General features: G+C 69.2%; 17 protein-coding genes. 2 read left to right on the forward strand and 15 right to left on the reverse strand.

The annotated features are described in order from the left end of the window. Nucleotides 1–476: 476 nt before the first annotated feature. The 8 genes from trxA to ACSZL9_RS16280 form a co-directional block, all read right to left on the reverse strand. A complete protein-coding gene (trxA, locus tag ACSZL9_RS16245) occupies nucleotides 477–806 on the reverse strand; it encodes a thioredoxin (RefSeq protein WP_446666555.1) in 330 nt (109 codons plus the stop codon). 68 nt (nucleotides 807–874) lie between these two features. Further along, nucleotides 875–1,852 carry a thioredoxin-disulfide reductase gene (gene trxB, locus ACSZL9_RS16250; protein WP_446666556.1) on the reverse strand — a complete coding sequence of 326 codons (978 nt, stop codon included), beginning with the start codon at nucleotides 1,850–1,852 and terminating at the stop codon, nucleotides 875–877. 212 nt (nucleotides 1,853–2,064) lie between these two features. Next, nucleotides 2,065–2,778, reverse strand: a complete 714-nt coding sequence (locus ACSZL9_RS16255) for a hypothetical protein (RefSeq protein ID WP_446666557.1) — start codon at nucleotides 2,776–2,778, stop codon at nucleotides 2,065–2,067. Nucleotides 2,779–2,934: 156 nt separating this feature from the next. Further along, nucleotides 2,935–3,492 carry an RNA polymerase sigma factor SigM gene (sigM, locus tag ACSZL9_RS16260; RefSeq protein WP_446666558.1) on the reverse strand — a complete coding sequence of 186 codons (558 nt, stop codon included), beginning with the start codon at nucleotides 3,490–3,492 and terminating at the stop codon, nucleotides 2,935–2,937. Next, on the reverse strand, nucleotides 3,489–5,282 hold the full coding sequence (locus ACSZL9_RS16265) for a protein kinase family protein (RefSeq protein ID WP_446666559.1): 1,794 nt from the start codon (nucleotides 5,280–5,282) through the stop codon (nucleotides 3,489–3,491). The genes sigM and ACSZL9_RS16265 overlap by 4 nt, the downstream gene beginning before the upstream one ends. Before the next feature lie 193 nt (nucleotides 5,283–5,475). Further along, on the reverse strand, nucleotides 5,476–7,329 hold the full coding sequence (gene murJ, locus ACSZL9_RS16270) for a murein biosynthesis integral membrane protein MurJ (RefSeq protein WP_446666560.1): 1,854 nt from the start codon (nucleotides 7,327–7,329) through the stop codon (nucleotides 5,476–5,478). After that, complete coding sequence (locus ACSZL9_RS16275) at nucleotides 7,322–9,892, reverse strand: DUF6049 family protein (protein ID WP_446666561.1); 2,571 nt, start codon at nucleotides 9,890–9,892, stop codon at nucleotides 7,322–7,324. The genes murJ and ACSZL9_RS16275 overlap by 8 nt, the downstream gene beginning before the upstream one ends. Further along, entirely contained in the window at nucleotides 9,843–10,325 is a 483-nt protein-coding gene (locus ACSZL9_RS16280) for an NUDIX hydrolase (RefSeq protein WP_446666562.1), read from the reverse strand. The genes ACSZL9_RS16275 and ACSZL9_RS16280 overlap by 50 nt, the downstream gene beginning before the upstream one ends. Before the next feature lie 77 nt (nucleotides 10,326–10,402). Here ACSZL9_RS16280 and ACSZL9_RS16285 point away from each other — a divergent pair, with 77 nt between their 5' ends. After that, a complete protein-coding gene (locus ACSZL9_RS16285) occupies nucleotides 10,403–12,001 on the forward strand; it encodes a CCA tRNA nucleotidyltransferase (protein ID WP_446666563.1) in 1,599 nt (532 codons plus the stop codon). 133 nt (nucleotides 12,002–12,134) lie between these two features. Here the strand turns inward: ACSZL9_RS16285 and ACSZL9_RS16290 are convergent, their stop codons facing one another. The 7 genes from ACSZL9_RS16290 to ACSZL9_RS16320 are packed head-to-tail and all read right to left on the reverse strand — an operon-like array spanning nucleotide 12,135 to nucleotide 22,641. After that, nucleotides 12,135–13,955: a 1-deoxy-D-xylulose-5-phosphate synthase gene (locus tag ACSZL9_RS16290; RefSeq protein ID WP_446666564.1), complete on the reverse strand. Its 1,821-nt coding sequence runs from the start codon at nucleotides 13,953–13,955 to the stop codon at nucleotides 12,135–12,137. Next, entirely contained in the window at nucleotides 13,955–14,950 is a 996-nt protein-coding gene (gene hpnH, locus ACSZL9_RS16295) for an adenosyl-hopene transferase HpnH (RefSeq protein WP_446666565.1), read from the reverse strand. Before hpnH ends, ACSZL9_RS16290 begins: the two co-directional genes overlap by 1 nt. An 11-nt stretch (nucleotides 14,951–14,961) precedes the next feature. Further along, nucleotides 14,962–16,440, reverse strand: a complete 1,479-nt coding sequence (gene ispH / locus ACSZL9_RS16300; RefSeq protein WP_446666566.1) for a 4-hydroxy-3-methylbut-2-enyl diphosphate reductase — start codon at nucleotides 16,438–16,440, stop codon at nucleotides 14,962–14,964. Continuing rightward, nucleotides 16,437–18,455, reverse strand: coding sequence for a squalene--hopene cyclase (gene shc, locus ACSZL9_RS16305; protein ID WP_446666567.1), 2,019 nt, complete (start codon nucleotides 18,453–18,455; stop codon nucleotides 16,437–16,439). The genes ispH and shc overlap by 4 nt, the downstream gene beginning before the upstream one ends. Before the next feature lie 4 nt (nucleotides 18,456–18,459). After that, complete coding sequence (hpnE, locus tag ACSZL9_RS16310) at nucleotides 18,460–20,922, reverse strand: hydroxysqualene dehydroxylase HpnE (protein ID WP_446666568.1); 2,463 nt, start codon at nucleotides 20,920–20,922, stop codon at nucleotides 18,460–18,462. Beyond that, nucleotides 20,919–21,779, reverse strand: coding sequence for a presqualene diphosphate synthase HpnD (gene hpnD, locus ACSZL9_RS16315; RefSeq protein WP_446666569.1), 861 nt, complete (start codon nucleotides 21,777–21,779; stop codon nucleotides 20,919–20,921). The genes hpnE and hpnD overlap by 4 nt, the downstream gene beginning before the upstream one ends. Before the next feature lies 1 nt (nucleotide 21,780). Further along, complete coding sequence (locus ACSZL9_RS16320; RefSeq protein WP_446666570.1) at nucleotides 21,781–22,641, reverse strand: squalene/phytoene synthase family protein; 861 nt, start codon at nucleotides 22,639–22,641, stop codon at nucleotides 21,781–21,783. A 125-nt stretch (nucleotides 22,642–22,766) separates the two neighbouring features. Here ACSZL9_RS16320 and ACSZL9_RS16325 point away from each other — a divergent pair, with 125 nt between their 5' ends. Beyond that, nucleotides 22,767–23,954, forward strand: a complete 1,188-nt coding sequence (locus ACSZL9_RS16325; protein WP_446666571.1) for a PucR family transcriptional regulator — start codon at nucleotides 22,767–22,769, stop codon at nucleotides 23,952–23,954. Nucleotides 23,955–24,038 lie beyond the last annotated feature (84 nt).

Genomic DNA, 24,038 nt, shown 5'->3' on the forward strand with positions numbered 1-24,038 from the left:
ACGTGGTCAGACCACGACGACGTGGAGCCGGAGTCCTCCTTGGTCCCACGTGCCACGTGCCACGAATTGGTCGTCGTCCCTCGTGCCTCCGAATGGCCGCGTCTCGTCGAGTCTTGCCGCGCTGTGTTGCGACGCGCCCCGAGGTGTGGCACGCGGACACGCGTCTACCCACTCGGCGTGTCCGATCGCCGAGCGGAGAGCACTTCACCCAGCGTCCGTTCCAGGTCAGTCCCGATCGGGGCCGCTGGCCGACGGGGCAAGGTAAGCAGCAAGGGGTGGTGAGTTCGTCGTGGCGCCGGGCCTATGCAGTGGAACGGAGCGCTAGCGGAGTGCAACGGAGTGAGACCGGCGCCACGACGGGCTCGGCGCACCCACAACCCAGCCACCGACCCGACTCACCACAGTTGTAAGACATACGAAAAGCGGTGTCCCCGAACGAGATTCGAGGACACCGCTCTGTGCAGCGAGTAGATTGCTCAGCCGATGAAGGGCTCGAGCTCCTTGACGAGCTTCGGCTTCGGCATGACACCGACGATGCTCTTGACGACCTCGCCATTCTGGTAGACGTTCAGCGTCGGGATGCCGGTGATGCCGTACTTGGCGGACGTGCGGGGGTTGTCGTCGGTGTTGAGCTTGACGACGGTCAGCTTGTCGGAGTTGGCCGCGGCGATCTCGTCGATGATCGGGGCGATCATCTTGCACGGCCCGCACCAGGGCGCCCAGAAGTCGACCAGCACCGGCTTGTCGCTCTTGAGAACGTCGGCCTCGAAGGTCGCGTCGGAGGTGTCCTTGGTGTTCGCACCCATCTCGGATGCTCCTTTCCTTGTGGTGTATGCCGAAAGGCGTTGGGAATGAAGGAAATCCAGCGGTCCGCTCAGGCCGAAACGGTCTGAGCGGCGTCCTTGTCGGGGGCCCCGGCCTCGTCGCGTGCGGCGAGGAAGCGCTCGGCGTCGAGGGCTGCGGCGCAACCGGTGCCGGCAGCGGTGATGGCCTGCCGATAGGTGTGGTCGACCAGGTCGCCGCAGGCGAAGACACCGGGCAGGTTGGTTGCGGTGGTGCCTTCTCCGACGAGAACGTATCCCTCGTCGTCAGTGTCCACCTGACCCACGACAAGCTCGTTGCGCGGCAGGTGCCCGATGGCGACGAAGACGGCGGACGTGTCGACCTCGCGGGTCTGCCCGGTGCCGGTGTCGGTGAGCGTGACCGAAGAGACCTTGGGGTCGCCGTGGATGCCGGTGACCTGGCTGTTCCAGGCGAAGTCGATCTTGTCGTTGGCATGTGCCCGGTCGGCCATGATCTTCGAGGCCCGCAACTCGTCGCGGCGGTGCACGACCGTGACCTGCTTGGCGAACCGGGTCAGGAAGGTCGCTTCCTCGATCGCTGAGTCGCCGCCGCCCACGACCATGATGTCCTGGTCACGGAAGAACGCTCCGTCGCAGGTCGCGCACCAGGAGACGCCGTGGCCGGACAGCCGCTTCTCGTCCTCCAGACCCAGCTCGCGGTATGCCGACCCCATCGCCAGGACCACGGCATGGGCCTCGTGCACGTTGCCCTCACCGTCGGTGACCCGCTTGACGTCGCCGGTCAGCTCGACCGAGGTGACATCGTCACGGACCAGGTCGGCGCCGAACCGCTCGGCCTGCTCACGCATCTGCATCATCAGCTCGGGACCCATGATCCCGTCGGCGAACCCGGGGTAGTTCTCCACCTCGGTGGTGTTCATCAACGCACCACCGGCAGTGACCGAGCCTTCGAAGACCAGCGGGTGCAGGTTGGCCCGGGCGGCATACACAGCGGCGGTGTATCCGGCCGGCCCGGAACCGATGATGATCAGGTTGCGAGGCTCGCTCACGGACTGTCCTTACTCTTGGCGGTGGGTCGGTGCTGCGCTCAGATCGACGGTCGGCCCAGCCGCGTGGCGGGCTCGTAGAGCACAACAGATGGTATGTCGGGAATGTTCCGAGGCATACATGTGCGGTCCATCCGGGTCATCCCACACAAGTCTCCCCGTGCCGAGCGCTCTGCACAGAGCGCGCCCGACACGGGACGAGTGTGCGCGAAGCGTCAGACCGACCGGGGCGCGGCGTAGGGCGTGCTGTCCTTGCTGCAACTCGTCGACACGGCGAAGGCGGTCTTGTGACTGCCCTTGGTGACCACGACGACCAGCGCCGGCTTGTTGTCGTAGGTGGCGAAGTCGACCTTGATGCTCGACGGGTTGTCCAGCAGCGAGCCACCGACCGACCGGACGCAGCTGATGATCGCGCTCGGCTTGGTGAGCGAGCCGAACTGCGACAGCAGGTCCTGTGCGGGGATGTGCCCGCGGTTGGTGCCGGCCGCCATACTCGCGGCCTGCGTGTTGAACGAGGCCTTGGTGTAGCGGGTGCCGGTGCTGTCCAGTTGCACGCGCTCGGCCAGCTCGGCGGAGCTCTCCGAGTGGTGCGAGCCACCGGAGGGCACGGCGGACGCGGGGACCTTGTCGTCCTGCAGCGAGTTGACGCCAACCACCGCGACGGCAGCCACGGCGGCGGCTGCGACCAGTCCGCCGACAGCCTGCATCGCCCGGCGGCCGGGCCCGGGCCGGCTCGTGGTGCGCCCGGTCCGGGTCAGCGGCGTCACATTGCTGTGGTCGTCGGTCGAGCGCTTGGTCTGTTCTTCGGCCAGCGCAGCGGTGATCCGGTCCGAGACGTCCTGCGGCATCGGCCCGGGGTCGGGCAGCGAGCGCAGCAGATCGCGCATGCCCGTGGGGTCGTCCTCGAAGTCATCGGGAGGTGTCGTCACGGCTTCCTCCAATCGGTTCAGTAGCTGAGACGACGAATGCCAGGTGGTGGTTCCGTCCTGCGGGGGTGCAGTTGGAGTGTGGGGAGACCAACATCAGTCGTGGGTCGGACGAGCCGGCCGGCCCGTGGGTTCCATCGGATCGGGCAACGCGCGACATCAGGTGCCGCCGACGTAGCCGTCCCCGTGTTTGTCACGGAGCAGCTCGGCCAGTGCCGTGCGGCCGCGCGCACAGCGCGACTTGATGGTTCCCTCGGCGACACCGAGGACCTCGGCCGCCTCGGCGACCGGGACACCCTGCATGTCGACCAGGGTCAGCGCGAGGCGCTGGCCCTCCGGGATCTGGCCGAGGGCTTCCTGCACGTCCAGGCGCACGACGGTGCTGGAGTGTGCGTCGTGGCGGTCGGCCAGGTCGTATTCGGGCAGCTCGGACGTCGGCTTGATCCGGCGCAGCCGGTCCAGGCAGGCGTTGACGATGATGCGGTGCAGCCAGGTGGTCACCTGTGCGTCGCCGCGGAAGGAGTCGGCCCGGCGGAACGCCGAGATGAAGCCGTCCTGCACGGCGTCGGCGGCAACCTCCGGGTCGCGCGTGGTCCGCAGCGCCACCGCCCACATGCGGTCCTTGTGCCGTCGGAAGAGCTCCCCGAAGGCGTCCGGGTCACCCGCGCAGTGCGCCGCGAGCAGCTCGCGGTCGCTGGTCTCGGCCAGATCAGTCACGAATAGACCTTGATGTCGGTGATCTGTTCCTGGAACTTGCCGTTGGACTGCTTGCTCAGCTTGGTCACCCAGATGGTGATGTATTGCGCGTCCACGCCGTCCAGCTGCGCGGTCTGGGTGCCCTTGCCGTTCAGGGTGGTCTCCGGCTCGCGCGAGCTGACCGGCTCGATCTTGTCGCTGACGAAGAATTTGATCGTCGACGGACCGCCGGTCGTGGTGATCTTGACCCTGTCCACGGACTTCACGCTACCGAGGTTGAGCAGCAGGCCGGTGCCCTGGCCGCCGCCACGTCCGTCCTCGGTGTTGTAGTCGAAGCTCGTCCAGGCCGAGTCGGTGTCGTCGTCGGTGGCCTTCGCGGCCAGCCCGGAGTTGTCGCCGCCGTTGATGCCGTATGACGTGGTGCGCTCGATCTGCAGCGGCTTGGCCGTCGGTTTCGGCTTCGAGGAGGTCGACTTCGATGTCTTCGCCGAGCCGCTCGCCGCGGGCGACCCAGCCGACGATGCGGCGTCGGACGGCTCGTCGGAGCCGCCGATGCCGCGCAGCCCGATGGCCGCGAAGATCACCGCGACGATGACCAGCAGCGCCACCAGCAGGAGCGCCAGCCGGCTGCTCTGGTGGTCGGGCTCGAAGTGGCCGTCGAGGCCGGGGACCGGCGGCTCGAGGTCGCTGAACGAGGGGTCGTAGTCGTCGTCCTCGATGTCAGTGTCGGTGTCAGTGGAGCCGGCGGCTTCCGTGCCGTGTGCCGCGGCGGTGCGCTGCCGGGCGCGCCGCACGTCACTGGTGGAGATCTGCGCGGTGTCATCGTTGGGGTCACCGGCCGGCGCTGCGGCTCTGGGCAGTGGCGTGCGCGCGGGCACCGCGGGCTGTGCGGACTCCGGCTCGCGGGCGATCGGCCGGGTGGCGTCATCCGAGGCGGCGTCGGGGTCCGCCGGTGCGTCGACCGAACCGTGGTCACCGCCGGGCACGGCGCTCAAGGTAGCGGCGGCCGCCCCGCCGGAGCCGGTAGTGCGCCGGGTGGACGTCGTGACCCGCTCGGACGACCAGGGTGCGAGCTGGCGGGCCAGCTCGCCGGGTGTGCGGGGTCCTTCGTCGGCGCCGAGGGTCGTGCGGCACAGCGTGTCGAGGTCGCCGGGCACGCCGTGGGCGAGCTCGCTGGGTGCGGGCAACTCGCCGTCGGCCCGACGGCTGACGCTCTCCAGGCCGGGCACCGGCTCGTCGCCTGGCCAGCGGCGGGTCAGCCCGGCATACGCGACCTGGACGAGCGCGACGGTGTCGGCGCGGGAAGCCTCCTCCGAGGACAGGTCGTCGGCGCCGGCGAGTGCCGCGTCGGTCGACAGGCCGAGCACGGAGACCGCGCCGTCCGGTGAGGTGACGATGTCGTGCGGGGTGAGTTGTAGGTGGTGCAGCCCGCGGGCGCTGGCCGCGCCGAGTCCGCTGGCTGCCTCGCCGATCATCCGGCGGACCTCCTCGGCGGGCAGCGGGTCGAACTGCAGCATGGCGGCGATCGACTCGGCCCCGTGCAGTGCCTCGGTGATGACGTATGCCGTGCCGTCCTCGCTGCCCACGTCGAGGACGCGAGGCAGGTGGCGGTCCTCCACGCCGGCGGCGCGGCGGGCGCTGTCGAGTGCGGCCTCGGCGTGCGTCGAGTCGGCCTCGAAGACGGTGACGGTGACCTCCCGACCGAGGGTCGAGTCGGTCGCGAGCCACTGCTCCTGCTCTTGGCGACCCGCCAGTTTGCGGGTCAACGTGTAGCGCTGCGCCAACACGGTGTTCTCGCCGATGGCTTGCACTGACTCCAGGCTCCCTGTTCGCCGGTGGTGCGCCGCGTGGACACGGGCGCCGCTGGTGATGCGTGGCCGCTGCGAGCAGTCACGTATCGGCCACATCCTAGAAGGCGGCGTGCGCGGCCCCGCGAGGACACGCGCCAGTCTGGCCGATCCGCCGGGACTTCGGTGCCTCCCGCGCCGCCGAGCCTGGTACGGGTCAGCGACCGATCAGCCGGCGAACACCGCCGAGTTTGCTGCTGACCGAGGTGATGAGCTCTTCGATCTCCTGCACGTGCAGGCGGCGGGAGAAGACGACATACAAGGCGCAGAACACCACGGAGGCAGACAGCAGGACGGCGAGGTTCGTGGCCCGCGAGTCGGTGCCGATGAGCTCGGTCAGGCCGAAGCGGATCAGGAACGTCGCGGCCAGCGCCAGGACTGACGCCACTGCCAACCGGGCCCAGGTCTGGGCGACACGGACCATCCTCAGCTCCGGTAGTCGTCGATCACGCAGCCAGCGGTAACCGAGGGCACCCTCCACGAAGTAGGCGATCGAGCCCGCCAAGCAGACGCCGAAGCCGATCCACGGGTCCGGCAGAAGGAGGCACGGCAGCGCGAGAACCGCCGTGATGATCGTGCACCACACCTGCATCACGAAGGGTGTCCGGGCGTCCTCGTAGGTGAAGAACGCCCGCTGCACGACGACACAGACCGTGAACGGCACCAGGCCGATCAGCAACGCGATGCTCTGCCGCTCGACGGCGGTCGCGAACCCGGGGTAGAAGAAGCGGCACAGCGGGCCGGCAACCGCGAGCATGCCGATCGTTGCGGGGATGGTGGCGACCGCCGAGAGCCGCAGGGACAGTTCGGAGTCGTCAGTCACCGCGCGGGTTCGCCCCTCATGGGCAGCCCGTGACATCCGGGTGAACAGCACGGTGATCAGGCTGAGCGTCACCAATGAGTGGGGCAGCATGAAGAACAGGAACGCGTTGGTCTGCGCCTGGCTCGCCGACGGCACGGGAGCCAGGATGTTGCTGGTGACCAGCAGGCCGCCCTGCTGCACGATCACCGCGAAGAAGGCCCAGACGGCGACCGTCGACGTGCTGCGCAATCCGACCCCGCGGAAGGAGAAGTTCGGCCGCCAGGAGTAGCCGGACCGGCGCAGCGGAATGACCAGCACCAGCGCTTGGGCGACGATGCCGAGGGTCGTGGATCCACCGAGTACCAGGATCATCGGCATCGTCCACGCCGATGGGTCGGTGATCGGGTGGTGCGGATATTGCAGCAGCAGCCAGACGATGCCCGCGATGGCGAAGAGGTTCGCCAGGACCGGCGACCACATCGGTGGACCGAAACTGCTGCGTGCGTTGAGGATCTCGCCGAGCAGCGTGTAGAGGCCGTAGAAGAACAGCTGCGGCATACAGAGCAGCGTGAAGGCGATGCCGAGCTTCCAGGTGTCCCCACTGGCGTCGAGGAAGAACACCTTGAAGATCAATGGCGAAGCGATGGTGAGCACCACCGTTGCGCCGAGCAGGATCGACATGGCGAGCGTGAGGATGCGGTCGGTGTAGGCCTGCCCGCCGTCCTCGTGTTTGAGCGCCCGGGTGATCTGCGGGACCAGCACCGCGTTGATGACACCGCCGGCGAGCAGCAGGTAGATCATGTTCGGCAGCTTGTTCGCGGTGTCCCAGACGTTGCCTGCCAGACCGTAGACGAGCACGCCGAGCAAGATCGTGCGCAGGAACCCCAGCCCGCGCGAGGTCAACGTACCCAGCGCCAGTATGACGCTGGCGCGGCCGATGCCGCCCTCCTGGACGGGTTCGGCCGGGCCTGCCGCCTCGGCCAGTGCCGGTGCCACTGCGTCGGGGTCCTCGCCGCGGGCGATCGCGTCCTTGCGGGCGCGGATCACCGCCGGGTCGGGCATCGGCAGGTAGCCGGAGTCCTCGCCGATCCAGGCGGCATACATCGATCCGAGGCTGCCCTGGTTGTCCGAGGCGCCCTGCGGGATCCGGGCACGCGGGTCGGACGCGGCGTACAGCTGGCCCAGGCTGGGTCGGCTCTCGTCAGTCATCGTCGGTGTCCGTGCCCTCGTCGTTGTGCTCGTTGTTGTCGTGCTCGTTGTCGTGGTCGTCGTCGTGCTGGTCGTCGTTCTGCGGCCTGCGTTGCCCCGCGTCGACGATGGCGTCGTTCGGCGTGGGGGTGTCCGCGGCGACCGGCTCGGTAGCGGTGCGGGGGCCACGGCGCACGGCGCGCAACAGGCCGATGAGCAGGATCAGCCCGGCCAGCACACCCAGCACCCACATGATCCACCCGGACGTCGGGTGAACGTTGATCTTGACCTGCGACGGCGCGTCCTTGTCGGTCAACGGCGTGCCGTTCGGGGCGATCAGCATGGCGTCCAGTGGGACCGTGCCACCACCGACGGCCTCGATGTGGAAGTGGGCGGTGGCGCGCGACTCGGCGTCGATGTCGACCTGCTGCACGTCGTCGGTGACCCGGATGAGGAAGGTGCGCGGCAGCAGGTGCAGCTGCAGGTCGCGCACCGGCCGGTTGAGCTCGTTGGACACCGTGACGCTGATGTCCCCGGAGTCGGCGAAGAAGTTGATCGTCGAGGAGCGGATCGACAGCTTGCGCAGCATCGACGACACGGCGTCGGTGTCGCGGTCGGCGACCTCCGCCAGCTTCGCCGGGGCACCGCGCCAGCGGGTCGAGCCGACGATGTCCAGGCCGCGCTTGCGCTGCGGTATGACGTCGTCGCCGCCCACCAGTGCGCTCTGCAGTGCGGACAGTCGCGACCGCGACCGCGACAGGTCGGCCAGCTCGGCCGGTGTGATCGCCCTGGCCGGCGGCTTCGGGAATGGCGTGCCCTTGCGGGGCTGCGACAGCAGCGACGTCTTGGGCGCCGTGCGCAGCGCCTCAGCGGTCTGCCGCCCGGAGCGCAGCGACACCCAGTCGGCCTCGGTGAGTGCGCCGACCTGCGCCGCCAGCTGGACCGGGTTCGCCCCGCCGGACCGTGGAGCGACCAGGGTCAACGACCGCGCCGTCCCCGGGGACTGCAGATAGAGCGCCATCAGCTGGGTCAGCAGGCGGCTGGTCTCGGTGCCGGGGGAGGTCGTGGATTTGCTGAAGATGCGGGAGAGGCTCTCGTCATACGTGATGACACCGGAGGTGCCGGAGACCCGGTGCGTGGTGGTGGAGGTCTGTGATTGACCGACCGAGCGTCCGGGCAGCAGCGCGACGGCGTCCCCCTTGCTGCGCGCGGCCAGGGACTTTGCCCAAGTGGTGATCGACGACGCGGACAGGTCGGCGGACGGCCAGACCAGCCGGGTGTCGCCGAGGTCCTTGACCGCATCGGGCAGCGGGCGCGCGAAGTCCCGGCGGGCCAGTGCCTTGCCCGGTGCGCCGGCGCGTTGCAGTGCGCTGAGGTCGGGGTCGTCGTCGGGCAGCCACCAGACCGCCTGCTCGTCGCCCAGGGACGTGAGCCGGTCGGTCAGGTCGTCGACCGCGGCGTCGATGCGGCCCTGGGAAGTCGTCGGCTGGGTGGTGCTGGACTCCGACGGTGACGGGCTCTGGCTGTCCTGATCCGTGGCGCCGTCCGTGGCGCCGCCGGTGTTGTCGCTGTTGCTGTCGGAGGAGTCGTCGGAGCTGTCGGTGTCGTCCGTGGTGCCCGATGTGCCTGCCGCGGTGCTGGTCGGGTTCGGTGTCGCGGTGTCGCTGCCGGGGTCCGAGCTGTGGTCGCCGCCGGAGGTGCTGTTGCTGGTGCCGGCGGAGTCGGACGGGGCGGAGCCCGAGGACTCCGTGCCCGAGCCGGAGCCTGAACCGGACCCGGACGAGCTCGAGCTGGGGCTCGCGGATGCGGAGGGCACGTTGTTGTCCGCGGCGGCGGGTGGGTCGATGAGGGCCGGATCGACCGCGAAGGTCACCGGCTGCCCCTGGAACGCGTCCAGGGTGCGCTGCACCTGCGAGTCGGGGCCGATCGCGTGCTCCCACGCCTCGGCACGGGCAGTCCCGGACGGCCCGAAGAGGTCGGTGTCGGCCGGCAGTGTCAGTGGTATGACGATGCTCATCTGCAGCGGTGACCGCACCGGACCGTTCTGCAGGTGCAAGGTGCTGCGCGCCATACCTCGTATGCCGGAGGCGGTCGACGACTTGCCGTCGGTGACCGTCACGGTCAGCGGCAACGAGGCCATGCCGTAGTCGTATTTGAGCGACTTCCCCGGGATGTCGACGGCGAACGACGTGCTGCTGCCCGAGCTGAGCGGTGACGCCTCCGCCGAGGCGACCTCGGTCATCGGCAGGTCGAGCTTGCCGGACATCCAGCTCTCGGCGGTGCTGCGGGTGTCCAGCAGCCGGCTGCTGACCGAGACGTGCACCACGGGGTGTGCGATCGCGGACCCGGTGTTGGTGATGGTGCCGGAGACGCTGACCGCCTCGCCCGACGCGGACACGGCCGGTGCGTTGGCATTGAGGCTGACGCGGACCGTCGACGAGGCGGCCGCGGTCGCGGACGGTGCGCCGAGGGTGAGGCTGAGCGAGGCGAACGCGAGGACGAACGCCAGCAGTGCTGCGGCCGTCCGGCCACCGTTATGCAGGGACCAGGTGCTGCCAGGCTGTCTGGACGATGCGTCGCTCATTGGGGAAGGTCAGCTTCCGTTGCACACGGTCGAGGCGGAACCAGCGTGCGTCGACGGCCTCGTGATCGGGGTCGCCTTCGATGCTGATCTCGCCACCGAGTGCCTCCAACAGGTAGTGATGGACCCGCTTGTGGATGCGTAGCTGCGGGGTGCTGAACCAATAATCGATCGTGCCCAGGGTGACCAGGGCACGTCCGATGATGCCTGTTTCCTCGTGGACTTCGCGAACCGCCGTCTCGACGAGTGTCTCGCCCGGCTCGACGTGACCCTTGGGCAAGCACCACTCCAGCCGGCCGGCACGGTTGTGCCGGGCGATCAGCGCGATCCACGCGAAACCACCGGCGACGTCGATGATGACGCCACCGGCCGACGTCTCCTCCACGGCGGGCAGCCGCCGCAAGGGGCGGTCGGCGCGCGGTGGGTGGAGGGTCATCTCGACACTCTAAACCGGTCTCGTGAGGACTCTGCAGCGATCGGGCGAATAGAGCCGCTGCCGCGGCGGGGTTCGGTATGACGAGCAGGTGCTGCCCGGCACGGTTCGGCGGGCGGCCGCGCGAGACCTACCCTGTGTGGGTGCAAAATCCTGCGAACCCCGGAGATTCCTCGTCGTTCGGCGAGTTGCAGCGGCGTGCCGTGGCCCAGCTGGCGCCCGTGCTGCCGCTGCTGCAGGAGCTCGGCGGGCTCTTCGGCGCTGCCGGGTTCGAGCTCGCGCTGGTCGGCGGGCCGGTGCGCGACGCGTTCCTGGGTCGGGCCTCGAACGACCTGGACCTGACCACTTCCGCGCGGCCGGACCAGATCGAGGCCCTGCTGAAGCCGTGGGCGGACACGACGTGGGACATCGGCCGGGACTTCGGCACGATCGGCGCCCGTCGCGGTGACGACATCGTGGAGGTGACGACATACCGTGCGGACGCCTATGACCGGCAGACCCGCAAACCGGTGGTGAGCTTCGGTGACTCACTGACCGACGACCTGGTGCGGCGTGACTTCACGGTCAACGCGATGGCGCTGCGGCTGCCGGACCTGGACTTCGTCGACCCGTATGACGGCATGGGCGCGCTCGCGGCGCGCACGCTGATGACGCCGTCGACGCCCGAGGTGTCCTTCGGCGACGACCCGTTGCGGATGATGCGGGCCGCTCGCTTCGCCGCGCAGCTGGGTTTCGCGGTCGACCCGCGGGTGCGGCAGGCGATGAGCGAGCTGGCCGACTCGATCGAGATGATCTCCGCCGAGCGGGTGCACGACGAGCTGGTGAAGCTGCTGCTGGCCCCGGACCCGCGGGCCGGGCTAACCCTGCTGGTGGACACCGGCATCGCCGACCACGTCCTGCCCGAGCTGCCCGCGCTGCGCCTGGAGGTCGACGAGCACCACCGGCACAAGGACGTCTACGAGCACTCGCTGACCGTGCTGGAGCAGGCGATGGCGCTGGAGGGGCAGCGGGTGGTGCCGGGTCTGGAGTCGCCGGAGCTGGTGCCCGGTCCCGACCTGGTGCTGCGGCTGGCCGCATTGCTGCACGACATCGGCAAGCCGGCGACCCGTCGCTTCGAGTCCGGCGGCGGAGTCTCCTTCCACCACCACGAGATGGTCGGGGCGAAGCTGGTGCGAAAGCGCTTGCGGGCGTTGCGTTTCGACAAGGACACCATCAAACAGGTGGCGCGGCTGACCGAGCTGCACCTGCGGTTCCACGGGTATGGCGGGCCGGGCGTGCCGTCCCGGGACGCGTCGGGTGAGGTCGACTCGCAGTGGACGGACTCGGCGGTGCGTCGCTACATCACCGACGCCGGGCCGTTGTTGTCCCGGCTGCACCTGCTGACCCGGTCGGACTGCACCACCCGCAACCGCCGGAAGGCGGCAGCGCTGTCGGCGGCATACGACAGCCTCGAGGTGCGCATCGCGGCGCTGCGCGAGCAGGAGGAGCTGGACGCCGTCCGGCCCGAGCTCAACGGCAACCAGATCGCCGACACCCTTGGCATCACACCGGGTCCGGTGCTCGGCCGCGCCTACAAGCACCTGCTGGCGTTCCGGCTCGACAACGGTCTGGTCGGCGAGGACGCCGCGCGCGACGAGCTGCTGCGCTGGTGGGCCGACCAGCCGGAGTCGACCGACTGACCGGCGACCATTTCGCCGAGAGGCCGCTCGATCATCGACAGGCCCGGCGATTCGGTCTCCTGAGGGCCCAAATCGGGGGTCCTCTCGGTGTTCGGTGGGCCTCTCGGCATGAAGGAGGGCGCGGTGTGCGGGGTCAGGTGGCAACGAGGGTCGAGGGTGACTGCGCCGATTGCTTGCCGCTGCGGCGCCAGCGCGCGGCCAGCACCTCGTCCACGACGTGGTCGACGTCCAGGCCGTAGTCGGCCAGCAGGGTCGCGCGCTCGCCGGCGGGCACGAATTCCACCGGCAACCCCATCGGTATGACGCGAGTCGCCAGCCCCGCCCGGTGCACCGCCATGGACAGCGCTGCACCGAGCCCGCCGCCGATCGCGTTGTCCTCCAACGTGATTGCCACGCGGTGCTGCGCGACGAGGGTCATCAACTCCGGCGCGACGGGGTGGATCCAGCGCGGGTCTGCGACGGTCGCCGACATGCCCAGCTCCGCGAGTCGTCCGGCCGCCTCCACCGCGACGGTCGCCAGCGCGCCGCCGGAGACCAGCAACACCTGCGCGTCCGCCCGGTGCGGCGTCAGCAGGTCGACTGGACCGACGCGGGTATGCACGCTGACCGGTTGCGGCGCGCTGCCCTTGGGATAACGCACGACGGTCGGCCCGCCCTCGTGCGCCAGGGCTTCTCGCAACAGCTCTCGCAGGCGTATGGCGTCACGCGGTGCGGCGATCCGGATCCCGGGGATGCCGCGCAACATCGACACGTCCCAGATGCCGTGGTGCGAGGGACCGTCCGGACCGGTGATGCCCGACCGGTCGAGCACGAAAGTGACTGGCAGCCGGTGCAATCCGACATCCATCAGCACCTGGTCGAAGGCTCGCCCGAGGAAGGTCGAATAGATCGCGACCACCGGGTGCAGACCTGCAGTGGCCAGACCGGCAGCGCAGGTGACGGCGTGTTGCTCGGCGATGCCGACGTCGACGATCCGGTGCGGGAATCGCTCTGCGAAGGGCCCGAGGCCGGTGGGCAGTCGCATTGCTGCGGTGAGCGCGACGACGTCGGCTCGCTCCTCGCCGACCGCGGAGAGCTCGCGTCCGAAAACCGTTGTCCACGCTTCACATCGGGGATTCGCGCGGGTTTCAGCGGTGACCGGTGCCGGTGGCTTGGCCGGGCTGACGCTGTGCATCCGGTCCGCTTCGTCCTGCTCGGCGGGCGGGTAGCCCTTGCCCTTGCGGGTCAGGACGTGCACGACGACGGGGCCGGTGTGTGAGCGAGCCGCACCCAGTGCCCGGTGGAGGGCCTTGAGGTCGTGGCCGTTGACCGGACCGATGTAGTCGAATCCCAACAGCTCCAACAGATTCGACGCTGCGGTGCCGTCGCGCAACTCCCTGAGGTGGCGGGCGAGCGCCCCGACGGTCGGGTCGTAGGAGCGGCCGTTGTCGTTGAGCACGACGACCACGGGCCGGTTGCTGGCACCGAGGTTGTTGAGGGCTTCCCACGCCATACCCCCGGTGAGTGCGCCGTCGCCGACGACGGCGACCACTCGACGTCCCTGCCCGGTGAGCTCGAAGCCGCGCGACAACCCGTCGGCATACGACAAACCCGTTGAGGCGTGGGAGTTTTCGACGATGTCACAGTCACTCTCGGCGCGGGACGGATAGCCGCTCAGGCCGCCGGTCGACCGCAGCTCACCGAGGCGTTCACTGCGCCCAGTGAGCATCTTGTGCACGTAGCTCTGGTGCCCGGTGTCCCAGACGATCGCGTCGTGGGGAGGGTCGAACGTGCGGTGCAGCGCGATGGTCAGCTCGACGACGCCCAGGTTGGGACCCAGGTGCCCGCCCGTGCGAGTGACGACGTCGATGAGGCGCCGCCGGATCTGCGCTGCCAGCTCAGGGAGCTGCGTCTCCGGCAGCACCTTGAGGTCACCGGGGGAGGTGACGTGACGCAGCAGCTCCGGCGCGGACATCAGGCCACCGCCGCCCGGATCGTCTCTCGCAGCGAGCTGGTGGTGGCGATGACCGCGGTGGGCTCGTAGCCGCAGTGCGCCATACAGTTCGCGCAGCGCTCGTCCTTGCCGCGACCGAATGCCGCCCAGTCGGTGTCCTCGATCAGCTCCTCGTAGGTGGAGACCCAGCCGTCGTCGAGGAGGTAGCACGGCCGCTGCCAGCCCTTGAGGCTGTATGACGGGATCGCCCACGGCGTGCACTCGTAGTCGACCTTGCCCTCCAGGAAGTCCAGGAAGAGGGGAGAGTGGTTGAGTCGCCACTTCTTGCGGCGGCCCTGGGCGAAGGCCTTGGAGAACAGAGCGCGGGTCTCCTCCACGCCCAGGAACCCCTCCTGATCCGGCGCCTTCCAGTAGGCGTATCCGGGGGCGATCTGCATGTTGTCGACCTTGATCTCGTCGTTCAGGTAGTCGAGCACGTCGATCACGTCCTGTGGCGAATCACTGTTGAACACAGTGGTATTCGTCATCACCCGGAATCCGCGGGACTGTGCCAGCTTGATCGCGTCGATGGCCTTCTCGAAGCCGCCCTCGTGACTGACGGATGCATCGTGGCGCTCCTTCATCCCGTCGACGTGAACCATCCAGGCGAAGTCGCGGTGCGGGGTGAACTTGTCGATGTGCCGCTCCATCAGCAGCGCGTTGGTGCACAGGAAGACGATCTTCTTGCGGTCCAGCAGTTCCTGGACTATCTCGTGCACCTGCGGGTGCATCAGTGGCTCGCCGCCGGCGATGGAGACCATCGGTGCACCGCACTCCTCGATCGCTGCGACGGCCTGCTCGACGGGCATCCGTTGCTTGAGCGTCGCAGCCGGCTCCTGGATCTTGCCGCAGCCGACGCACTTGAGATTGCAGGCGAAGAGTGGCTCGAGCTCGACGAGCAAGGGGTACTTGTCGCGGTGCGCGAGCTTCTGCTTCGCGAGATAGGTGCCCAGACGCACGGATTGGCGAAATGGCATGTGTGGCATGGTCAGACGACCTCTCTTGGCAGGGAGAAATGCATGGTCTCGGTGATGGTGCCGCGGCGGGTCACGTCGACTCCGCCGAGTGCGCCAAGGGCGCCGATGAGCTCGTCGACCAGCGTGGCGGGCGCGGACGCGCCGGCGCTCAGCCCGATGGTGCGCTTGCCGCGCAGCCACTCCAGGCGTATGTCGGAGGCGTCCTCGACCAGGTGTGCCTCGGTGCCCGCGTCCTCGGCGACCTCGACCAACCGCATCGAGTTCGACGAGTTCTGCGAGCCGACCACGAGCACCAGGTCACTGGCGGTGGCGACATCGCGCAGTGCGTGCTGCCGATTGCTGGTGGCGTAACAGATGTCGTCGCGCCGGGGGGCCTGCAGTGCGGGGAAGCGAGCACGCAGCTCGGTGGCGATCCGATCGGCGTCCTCGACCGACAGTGTTGTCTGCATGACGTACGAAACCCGTGACGGGTCAGGCACTTCCACACTTCGCGCATCGTCGATCGACTCGACGACAACGATGTTGTCCGGCGCCTCGCCGCGGGTGCCGACGACTTCCTCGTGCTCGGCGTGACCGATCAGGAAGATCGTGCGGCCGGCGGCGCTGAAGCGGTGCACTTCGCTGTGCACCTTCGCCACGAGCGGGCAGGTCGCGTCGATGACCCGCAGCCGTCGCTCGCTCGCCTGCAGCCGGACCGATGGCGCGACACCGTGCGCGGCGAGCACGGTCAATGCACCTTCGGGTACCTCGTCCAGCTCCTGCACGAAGACGGCGCCACGCCGCTCCAGATCGGCGACGACGTGGGTGTTGTGCACGATCTGGCGTCGCACGTAGACAGGCGGACCGTGTTGTGCCAGAGCGCGTTCCACGATCTCGATGGCTCGCTCCACACCTGCGCAGAACGATTGCGGCTCGGCGCGCAGCACGGTGCGGTGCTCGCACGCGTCGAGCCAGCTCTGCAGGACGGGCGCCGCGCGGCGCAGCGCGCGCAGCGCCGTCACACCGCGCCGGATGGTGCCCGGGTGGATCAGCGGATCGTCGGCGGTGTCCACCACAGCGCGCACGACGGCGGTCTGCCGAGGATCCAACTGCGTTGCCAAATAGCGTGATTCGGTGTCCACCGCGAGACCGCCCGCCGCGGCGAGCTCGGTCCGCTCGGCGCCGGTGACTACGTGGTCGGCACTCTCTATGGTCCCGACGTGGACCGACAGTCCGGCGCGCCGCAACTCGCCGGCAAGCAACGGCGCCGAGGGAAGCACGACCTCGCCGCTGCTGCCGTGCAGTCGGTCCGCGACCACCAGATCACCGGGACGCACCTGTGGTGCCAGCGCTCCGGCGACACCGGCAATCACGGTCGGGACACCCACGCGTCCCGCCCGGCCGGCCGGTCCACGCCCCGAAACGTGTGGCGCCGTGCGCATTCCGCGCTCGAGCGCCAGTCGCTCGACGCGCAAGGGCGTCACCACCTGGGCATTCGCGCGTGTGGTCATGGCGCTGTCCGTGGGGTGAGCCCGAGGTCTCGGTGCGTGTGACTCTCCGGCCCGTCGAGGGCACGGACGACGCGACCGAGCGCCCAGACGGGGAAGATCAGCCGGTAGAGGTGGTAAGCGATGTAGAAGTCACCGGGGAAGCCGGTGCCGGTGAATTTGTCCTCGGCCCAACCACCGTCGGGTTGCTGGGTTTCCGCAAGATAGTCGACACCGCGCAACGTTGCCTCGCCGGTCTCGCCCGCGGCGACCAGAGCCATCAGTGCCCAAGCTGTCTGGGACGGTGTCGAGTCGCCGCGGCCGATCCAGGCCGGGTCGTCATACGACCGCAGGTCCTCGCCCCAGCCACCGTCGGCGTTCTGGTGTGCTTCCAGCCAGCGGACGGCGGCCCTGATGGCACCGGAGCGCGGTGAGGTGCCTGCGGCGACGAGCGCCGGGACGACCGCGCCCGTCCCGTAGACGTGGTTGGCGCCCCAGCGTCCGAACCACGAGCCGTCAGCCTCCTGGTGGTCCAACAGCCACTGGACACCACGCTTGCAGCGCGCACCGCGCGAACGACCCACTGCCGCAAGCATTTCCACCACATGCGCGGTCACATCGGCCGACGGTGGGTCCGTCACGGCACCGAAGTCGCAGAACGGCAGCTGGGAGGGCCAGCGACTGGTGTTGTCGGCGTCGAATGCTCCCCAGCCGCCGTCCTTGGACTGCATGCCGGCGGTCCAGGCGATGCCGCGGGACACAGCCTGCTCCTGCAGCGGGCCGTGGGTGGTGGCCACCCGCTGCAGCCCCATCACGATGACCGCACTGTCGTCGGTGTCGGGGTAGTTGTCGTTGGCGTATTCGAACGCCCACCCGCCCGGCGGCAGCTTGGGGCGACGAACCTTCCAGTCACCCGGGACGGTGATCTGCTCGGCCATCAGCCAGTCGGCAGCGCGGCGGAGCGCCGGATCGTGAGGATTCACACCGGCATCCAGCAACGCGTTGACTGCCAGACCGGTGTCCCAGACCGGCGACTGGCAGGCCTCCAGACGCCGGATCGGTCCGTCCGGGGTGTCCTCGGAGATGAAGAATCCCTCGAGTCCGTCGACGGCGGCGCGCAGCACGGGGTGGTCCAGCGCGTAGCCCAGGGAGTGCAGCGCGAGGATCGAGTAGACCCACGGCGGTTGGATGCCGCCCCACCCGCCGTCCGCCTCCTGGCGGGCGATGATCCACTCGGCCGCCCTGCGCAGCGCGTGGCGCCGCACCGGCCCGATCGCGTGCCGGTGGTAGGCGTGCAGGCCCCTGTCGAGACCGTTGAACGCCGCCGGAATCCACCGCTCGCGGACACTCGGCGCTGGTCGAGTGCCGGAGGAGCGAAGCGGGGGAGGTGTATCGAGACCCGTGGACGCTGGATTCGTGCGGCCATCGGTTCTCAACTCACCAAGGTCCCACTCCATCCGGCGCTTGGGACGCAGCGTGCACACGACCGTCAGCGGGACGATGGTCTGGCGGGCCCAGCAGCCCCACTCGTAAACGTTGAGCGGCACGTGCTTGCCCAGATACATCAGCTCGGGCGGCATGGCGGGCAGGTCGGACCAGTCCCACCAGCCGAAGAGCGCACACCAGATGCGGGTGAAGACACGCGTCTGCTCCAATCCGCCTGCCGACACGATGAATTCGCGTGCGAGGGCCAGGTGCTCTGCGGTGGGCTTGTCGCCCGCCATACGCAGGGCGATCCAGGCCTCAACGGTGGTGGACAGATCTCCGGGGCCGCCGGCGAAGGTTGCCCAGCTGCCATCCGCCCGTTGCTGGCTGCGGATCCACCGCGCGGTTTGGTCGCGGGTGTCCGCGGTGTCGATGCCGAGGAAGACGCGCAGCATCATGTCCTCGGCGTCCATGGTGACGTTGGTCTGCAGCTCACCCTTCCAGGCACCGGACGGCAGTTGGAGGTCGAGCAGTCGACGCGTGGCGCGTTCGAGGGTCTCGCGCGTGCGGTCGACTGGGGTGTCAACGGCCTGCTGGGGGGCGAGTTGTGGCATGCGGTCACATGTCCCTTCCGGCGACGTAGCGCGCCACCTCGGTCAGAGTGGAGACGGCCGTCTCGTCGAGATCGGCCCGGTGCAGTGCGTCGACTGCATGCTGTATGGCGCTCTCGGCGCTCTCCCGGCACCACGCACGGGCGCCTATGTCGTCCAATCGCGTTGCGATGCGGTCGAGTTCGGCTGATGTCGTCTCGCCCTCGTGGAACCACGTCGTCAGATCGGCGACGTCGGGTTGGTCCAGTGCCCAGGCGATCGGCAGCGAGTGCTTCTTCGCCCGCAGATCGGAGTGGTTCGACTTGCCGGTGACGGCCGGATCTCCCCAGATGCCGAGGACGTCGTCGACCAGTTGGAAGGCCGCACCCACGCCGCGGCCGTATGTCGCAAGGGCCCGGCGCTGGTCTGGTGTCGACCCGACGAGGACTGCTGGCAGCTCGGTGCTGCAGCGCAGCAACGCACCGGTCTTGGCAGCTGCCATCCGTCGGCATTCGGCGAGCGAAACCTGCTGGCGCTGCTCGAATTCCATGTCGAGCACCTGGCCTCGGATCAGCTCCCGGGTGGTGATCGCGAGGAGGTGCCCGGCGTCGGCGGTGTGTGGGCCGGCGTCGCCGAGCAGTTCCTCGAAGGCGAGTGCCTGCAGCGCGTCACCGGCGAGGATCGCGGTCGCGTCGTCCCACACCGACCAGACGGTCTCCCGGTGTCGGCGGGTGCGGTCCCGGTCCATGATGTCGTCGTGCACCAGCGAGAAGTTGTGCACCAGCTCCACCGCCACCGCTGCGGGGGTTGCCTGTGCTGGGTCGGCGCCAACCGCTTGTGCGGCCAGCAGCGCGACCATCGGACGCAGCTTCTTGCCACCGTCCTCGTGCACCGGATCTCCGTGACGGTCAACGAAGCCCAGGTGGTATGCGACGACGAGGTGCTCTCGTCCGTCGAGCGTGTCGACCGCCTTGCGCAGCGCGGGCGTGACGAGTGCGCGGGTCAGCTCCTGTGCCTTCACGAGCTCGTCGGTGGTGGGGGATCCCTGCGGATCCGGTTCGGCACCATGAGATCCCTGAGAGGCTCGTGCGACGCGATGAGATCCCTGAGGAGCCCGTGAGGTACGAGCGGGCGTCTCGAAGGGTTCGAGACCGGCGGGTCGGGCGAGCACGACCTCCGCAGCCGAATATCCGCTGCGCACAGCACCTTCCATGGTGGCCGGCCAGCCGGTGGCGGTCCAGGCACCGGCGAGCACGATGCCCGGCCGGGTGGTCTCGGCGTGCGGCCGCAGCCGACCGCTGCCCGGCGCTGCGCGGAACGTCGCATCCGGCTCCCGGGTGACGAAGAAGTCGAGCACCTCCGCAGTTGCCATGCGCGGCAACAGCTTCCGCAGGTGCGGCAGCGCCCAGTCACGCAGCTGCGCGGTGGTCAGCCCGATCAGGTCATCCGCCGCGGACACGGACACGGCGAGGTACTGGCGCTCGTCCTGCAGCCCGGCCGCGGTTGTGCGGTCGAAGACCCACTGCAGCGGACTGTCCACTGCGGCAACGAAATCGGTGTCGAGAACCGGGCGGTCCAACACGACATGGACATTGACGATCGGCGACACCCCGAGCCGGTCCGCGAGATCTGCGGGCAGACCGAGCGCGGCCGGGTCGACGACGCGCTCCAGTGCTGCTGGGGGTATGGCGAGCACGACCGCGTCATACGCCTGCTCGTCGTCGGCGAGGACCACCCGCGCGCCCGAACTCTCCGGGAGCAACGCGCTGACCTTCGCCCGCAGCTGCACCGTGCAGCCTGCCGCATCCAGCGCCCGCCCGGCAGCGTCACCGTGCAGTTGTTGCAACGGGACTCGCGACCACCCGAGGTCCGATGCCCCGTTGTCGTTGAGCAGGCCCAGCTGGAAGACGGTCGCAGCCAGCGCGAGGGAGCATGCGTCGGCGTCGGCATTGAGCGTGGCTTTGCCGATCAGCTCCCAGAGCACCTCGATCGACCGGTCGTCGGCACCGTGCTTGCGCAACCAGCCGCCGAAGGACTGTGTGTCGACGTCGGGGTCCGTGGGGTCAACGCGGCCGAGTGCGAGCGCCACCCGGCCGACGAGCAAGCGCTGCCGCAGCGACATCCAGCGGTGCCGCAGGAGGGAGCCGCTCAGCTGCAGTGGTGCGGGAAGGTCGTTGCGGTGCAGGCGAGTTCGCACCGGTGACTTCTCACTGGCGATCGGCACGTCGAGGCGGTCCTGCAGATAGGTCAGGTGTCGCACTCCGAGCCGCTCGAGCAGGCCGATGTATGCCGTGCAACACCGCAGGAAGGCGTGTTGTCCGCCGTCCACCCAGAGGTCACCGTGACGGAAGGAGTGCGTCAATCCGCCCAGCCGGGCACGGGATTCGAGCAGCGTGACCTCGACGCCGGCGTCCGCCAAGTCGAGCGCGGCGGTGATCCCGGCCAGTCCGCCGCCGATCACGCAGACGGAGGGGCGAGGTTGCCCCGTCATACCGGCAACACCGCCTTGGCGAGGGCACTCAGCGCGACGCGGCCCTTTTCGCGTGGTGGCAACGACATTCGGCGTTCGTAGACCGCGGTCGGGTTGTCCCGGATGCGCATCAACAGGTGGTGGTAGATGCCGGCCATCGCGGCGCAGCACGCCGTGCTGCGGTGGTCCAGGTGGGGCAGCAGGCGCAACCCGAGGTCGTACCAGTGCTGCGCGCGGTCCGCCGCGAAGGTGATGTATGCGGCCAGCCGCGCGTCCGGGTCGTGCAGGGCGCCCGAGTCGTCCAACTGCAGCCGGACGCCGAAGCGATCCAGCTCCTCGCTCGGCAGATAGACCCGGCCGAGCAGCAGGTCCTCGCGGATGTCGCGCAGGATGTTGGTTTGCTGCAACGCGATCCCGAGTTGGTCGGCAAAGAGTGGCGCCCGCGGGTCGCTGCCCTTCCCGAAGATCGACAGGCACAGCCGGCCGATGGATCCGGCGACGCAGCGGCAATAGACGCGCAGGTCGTCGAACGTCTCGTAGGTGGTGTCGCGCAGGTCCATCTCGACACCGTCGAGCAGCTCCTCGAAGGCTTCCAGCGGCACCGGGAAGCGGTGCGCCGTCCGTGCGACGGCCGCGAGTACCGGGTCGGTGGACGCGTCGATGTCCGACAGCTGCTTGCGGACGACAGCGAGCGACTCACGCTTGGTCTCGAGCGGTGCGTCGTCGTCGCCAATGTCGTCGATCCGGCGGGCGAGCGCGTAGAGCGCGCACAGGGCCTGACGCTTGTCGGTCGGCAGCAGCCGGATGCCGTAGTAGAAGTTGCGGGCCTCGGTGCGGGTGATCCGCTCGGCCTCCATCAGCGTCGGATCGAGGGTCATCTCAGCTCCTCCCTGCGGTCAGGAGGAGCCGGATCCCGTGTCGTAGCAGGTCGATCCGGCGCGGGCGAACCGTCGGGCCGTCGGTCACCTCACCGCCGGCACGATCCAGTGCGTCCGCCGTGGCCAGCCCGCCGGCGACGTATCCCGCCACCGCGATGCGCGCCCAGCCGTGCAACGAGCCGACGAGTTCGACTCCGGCAGAGAGCATTTCGCGGCACATCAGCGCCTGGTCGAGCACGACGGACCGCAGCGCCGCCGCGCTTTCGGGGAGCAGCATGGTGGTGTCGGTCAGGCCGGCGGCATACAGCTGATCCTGCGGGAGATAGATGCGCCCGGCTCGATGGTCCTCGACGACGTCCTGGCAGTGCTCGAGGATCTGCAGTGCGGCACAGACGCTGTCGCTGCGCGATATCCGCTGCGGTGTCGCCTGGCCGAAGGCACCCAGCACGAGCCGCCCGATCGGGTGCGCGGACAGCGCGCAGTAGCCGAGCAGCGCGTCGAGGTCGGGGTAGCGGCTGATGTGCTGGTCGCGCAGGTTGGCCTCGATCAGATCGTCGAACGCGGCCACCGGCAGGCCCGGCTCCCGCAGGTATGGCGCGAGGGCTCGCAGCGTCGGATCCTGCGGGGTCGCTCCGTCGGCCGCGTGGTGCAGATCTGCGCGGAAGGTGAGCAGGGCGGCCGTCCGATCACCCTCGAGTGCGTCCCCGAGCTGGTCGATGTGTCGTGCGACGTCGTAGACCGCGAGCAACACCTGGCGGTGCCGAGAAGGCAACAACCGCAAGGCAACCGGGAAGTTCTCGGTCGTCGCGTCGGGGGCGGCGGTGTGGGTGGTCACGCCGGTGGGGGTGGTCGCAGCGAACATTTGCCTTCCAGCCTGCCCCTGCCGGATCGCCATGCGCTGCACCAAAATGTGTGGCATTGGAAGCGCGCCTTTGTCACCAAGTGATAGACCTGATGATCATGGGGTCAACGTCAAGCATTGCTGACGTGCCCGGGCCAGGGTCGCCCGAGCTGCGCCTGTTGCAGTCGCGTCTGGTGGCCCGGTTTCCGCAGATCATGTCGGCGGTCGCCGAGGAGCTGGAAGTGCTCTGGCCGGCGTGCCTGGAGTTCACCGCCGGGCGCGGGACCGAGTTGGCGGACACCGCCGACCAGGTGGTGTCCCGACTCCTGGCCACCGCCGCCCGGGACGCCCTGCCGCTGCCGGTCACGACCCCGGAGCTGGACCCGCTGCTGGTCGCGATGTTCGACCAGTTGGGCCGGGCACAGTTTCAGCAGGGTCGCGATCTGAACGGCATTCTCACGGCATACCAGGCGGGTGCTCGGGTGGCCTGGGCGCACATCTCCCACGAGGCGATGCAGGTCGGCCTCGACACGCGACGGTTGTCGCGGCTCGCCGAGACGCTCTTCATGCTCACCCACGACATCTCGGCGCGCACGACGGACGGTTATGTGCGAGAGCAGTCCGAGCGCGGTCTGGTCTCGCACCGGGCACGCAGCGAGCTCGCCGGGCTGTTGATGTCGACGCTGCCGGATCGCAACGCGGTGCTGCTGGCCGCCGACCAGGCCGGGTGGGCCGTGCCCGATGAGCTGGCCTTCGTGTTGTTGCGCGATCAGGACGATCCACCGCTGACGTCGCGGCCGCGGTTGGATCCGGAGTGGCTGGTGGTGCACGTCGGGGATGTCGTCGGCTGGCTGGTGCCGTGGGTGGCAGGCATCGAGGCGCGGCTGCAGCGCGCACTCGCCGAGGTGCCGGCGGTGATCGGCCCGCCGGTGCCGGTCACCGAAGCGCGGCGCAGCATGCGTGTTGCGCGCGGTGCGCGGCGCCTGCAGGACGCGGGCGCACTGCCGACGACCTTGATCTTCGTGCCCGAGCACATCGACACCCTGCTGGTGCATCGGAACCCGGAGTTGTTGGCAGCGTTGCGTTCTCGTGTGCTCGCCCCCTTGGGCCGTATGCCGGAAGGCAGCCGCGACCGGCTCACCGAGACCCTGACGAGTTGGCTGCGGCACTTCGGCTCACGGCAGGCGGTCGCGGCCGAGTTGCACATCCACCCGCAGACCGTCCGCTACCGCCTGGACCAGTTGCGTGAGGTCTTCGGTGACGCGCTGGACGACCCGGCGCAACGCGCACAGCTCTTCCTCGCACTCGTCTGGGGAGCCCCGCCGGACGTATGACGACCGAACACGGCATCCCGGACGCGTGGCGGCAGGGCGACCTCGACGCGCGCGGTCAGCTTCCGGCGCGCGGCTGGCTCTGCC

This window comes from Flexivirga sp. B27 (assembly GCF_052905685.1).

Bases quoted from the DNA above. Each gene is read 5' to 3' on its own strand.
- ACSZL9_RS16275 (WP_446666561.1), bottom strand. From the start codon at position 9,892: ATGAGCGACGCATCGTCCAGACAGCCTGGCAGCACCTGGTCCCTGCAT.
- trxA (WP_446666555.1), bottom strand. From the start codon at position 806: ATGGGTGCGAACACCAAGGACACCTCCGACGCGACCTTCGAGGCCGAC.
- ACSZL9_RS16285 (WP_446666563.1), top strand. From the start codon at position 10,403: ATGACGAGCAGGTGCTGCCCGGCACGGTTCGGCGGGCGGCCGCGCGAG.
- ispH (WP_446666566.1), bottom strand. From the start codon at position 16,440: ATGACCACACGCGCGAATGCCCAGGTGGTGACGCCCTTGCGCGTCGAG.
- hpnE (WP_446666568.1), bottom strand. From the start codon at position 20,922: ATGACGGGGCAACCTCGCCCCTCCGTCTGCGTGATCGGCGGCGGACTG.
- shc (WP_446666567.1), bottom strand. From the start codon at position 18,455: ATGCCACAACTCGCCCCCCAGCAGGCCGTTGACACCCCAGTCGACCGC.
- ACSZL9_RS16290 (WP_446666564.1), bottom strand. From the start codon at position 13,955: ATGTCCGCGCCGGAGCTGCTGCGTCACGTCACCTCCCCCGGTGACCTC.
- ACSZL9_RS16280 (WP_446666562.1), bottom strand. From the start codon at position 10,325: ATGACCCTCCACCCACCGCGCGCCGACCGCCCCTTGCGGCGGCTGCCC.
- hpnH (WP_446666565.1), bottom strand. From the start codon at position 14,950: ATGCCATTTCGCCAATCCGTGCGTCTGGGCACCTATCTCGCGAAGCAG.
- murJ (WP_446666560.1), bottom strand. From the start codon at position 7,329: ATGACTGACGAGAGCCGACCCAGCCTGGGCCAGCTGTACGCCGCGTCC.
- hpnD (WP_446666569.1), bottom strand. From the start codon at position 21,779: ATGACCCTCGATCCGACGCTGATGGAGGCCGAGCGGATCACCCGCACC.
- ACSZL9_RS16320 (WP_446666570.1), bottom strand. From the start codon at position 22,641: ATGTTCGCTGCGACCACCCCCACCGGCGTGACCACCCACACCGCCGCC.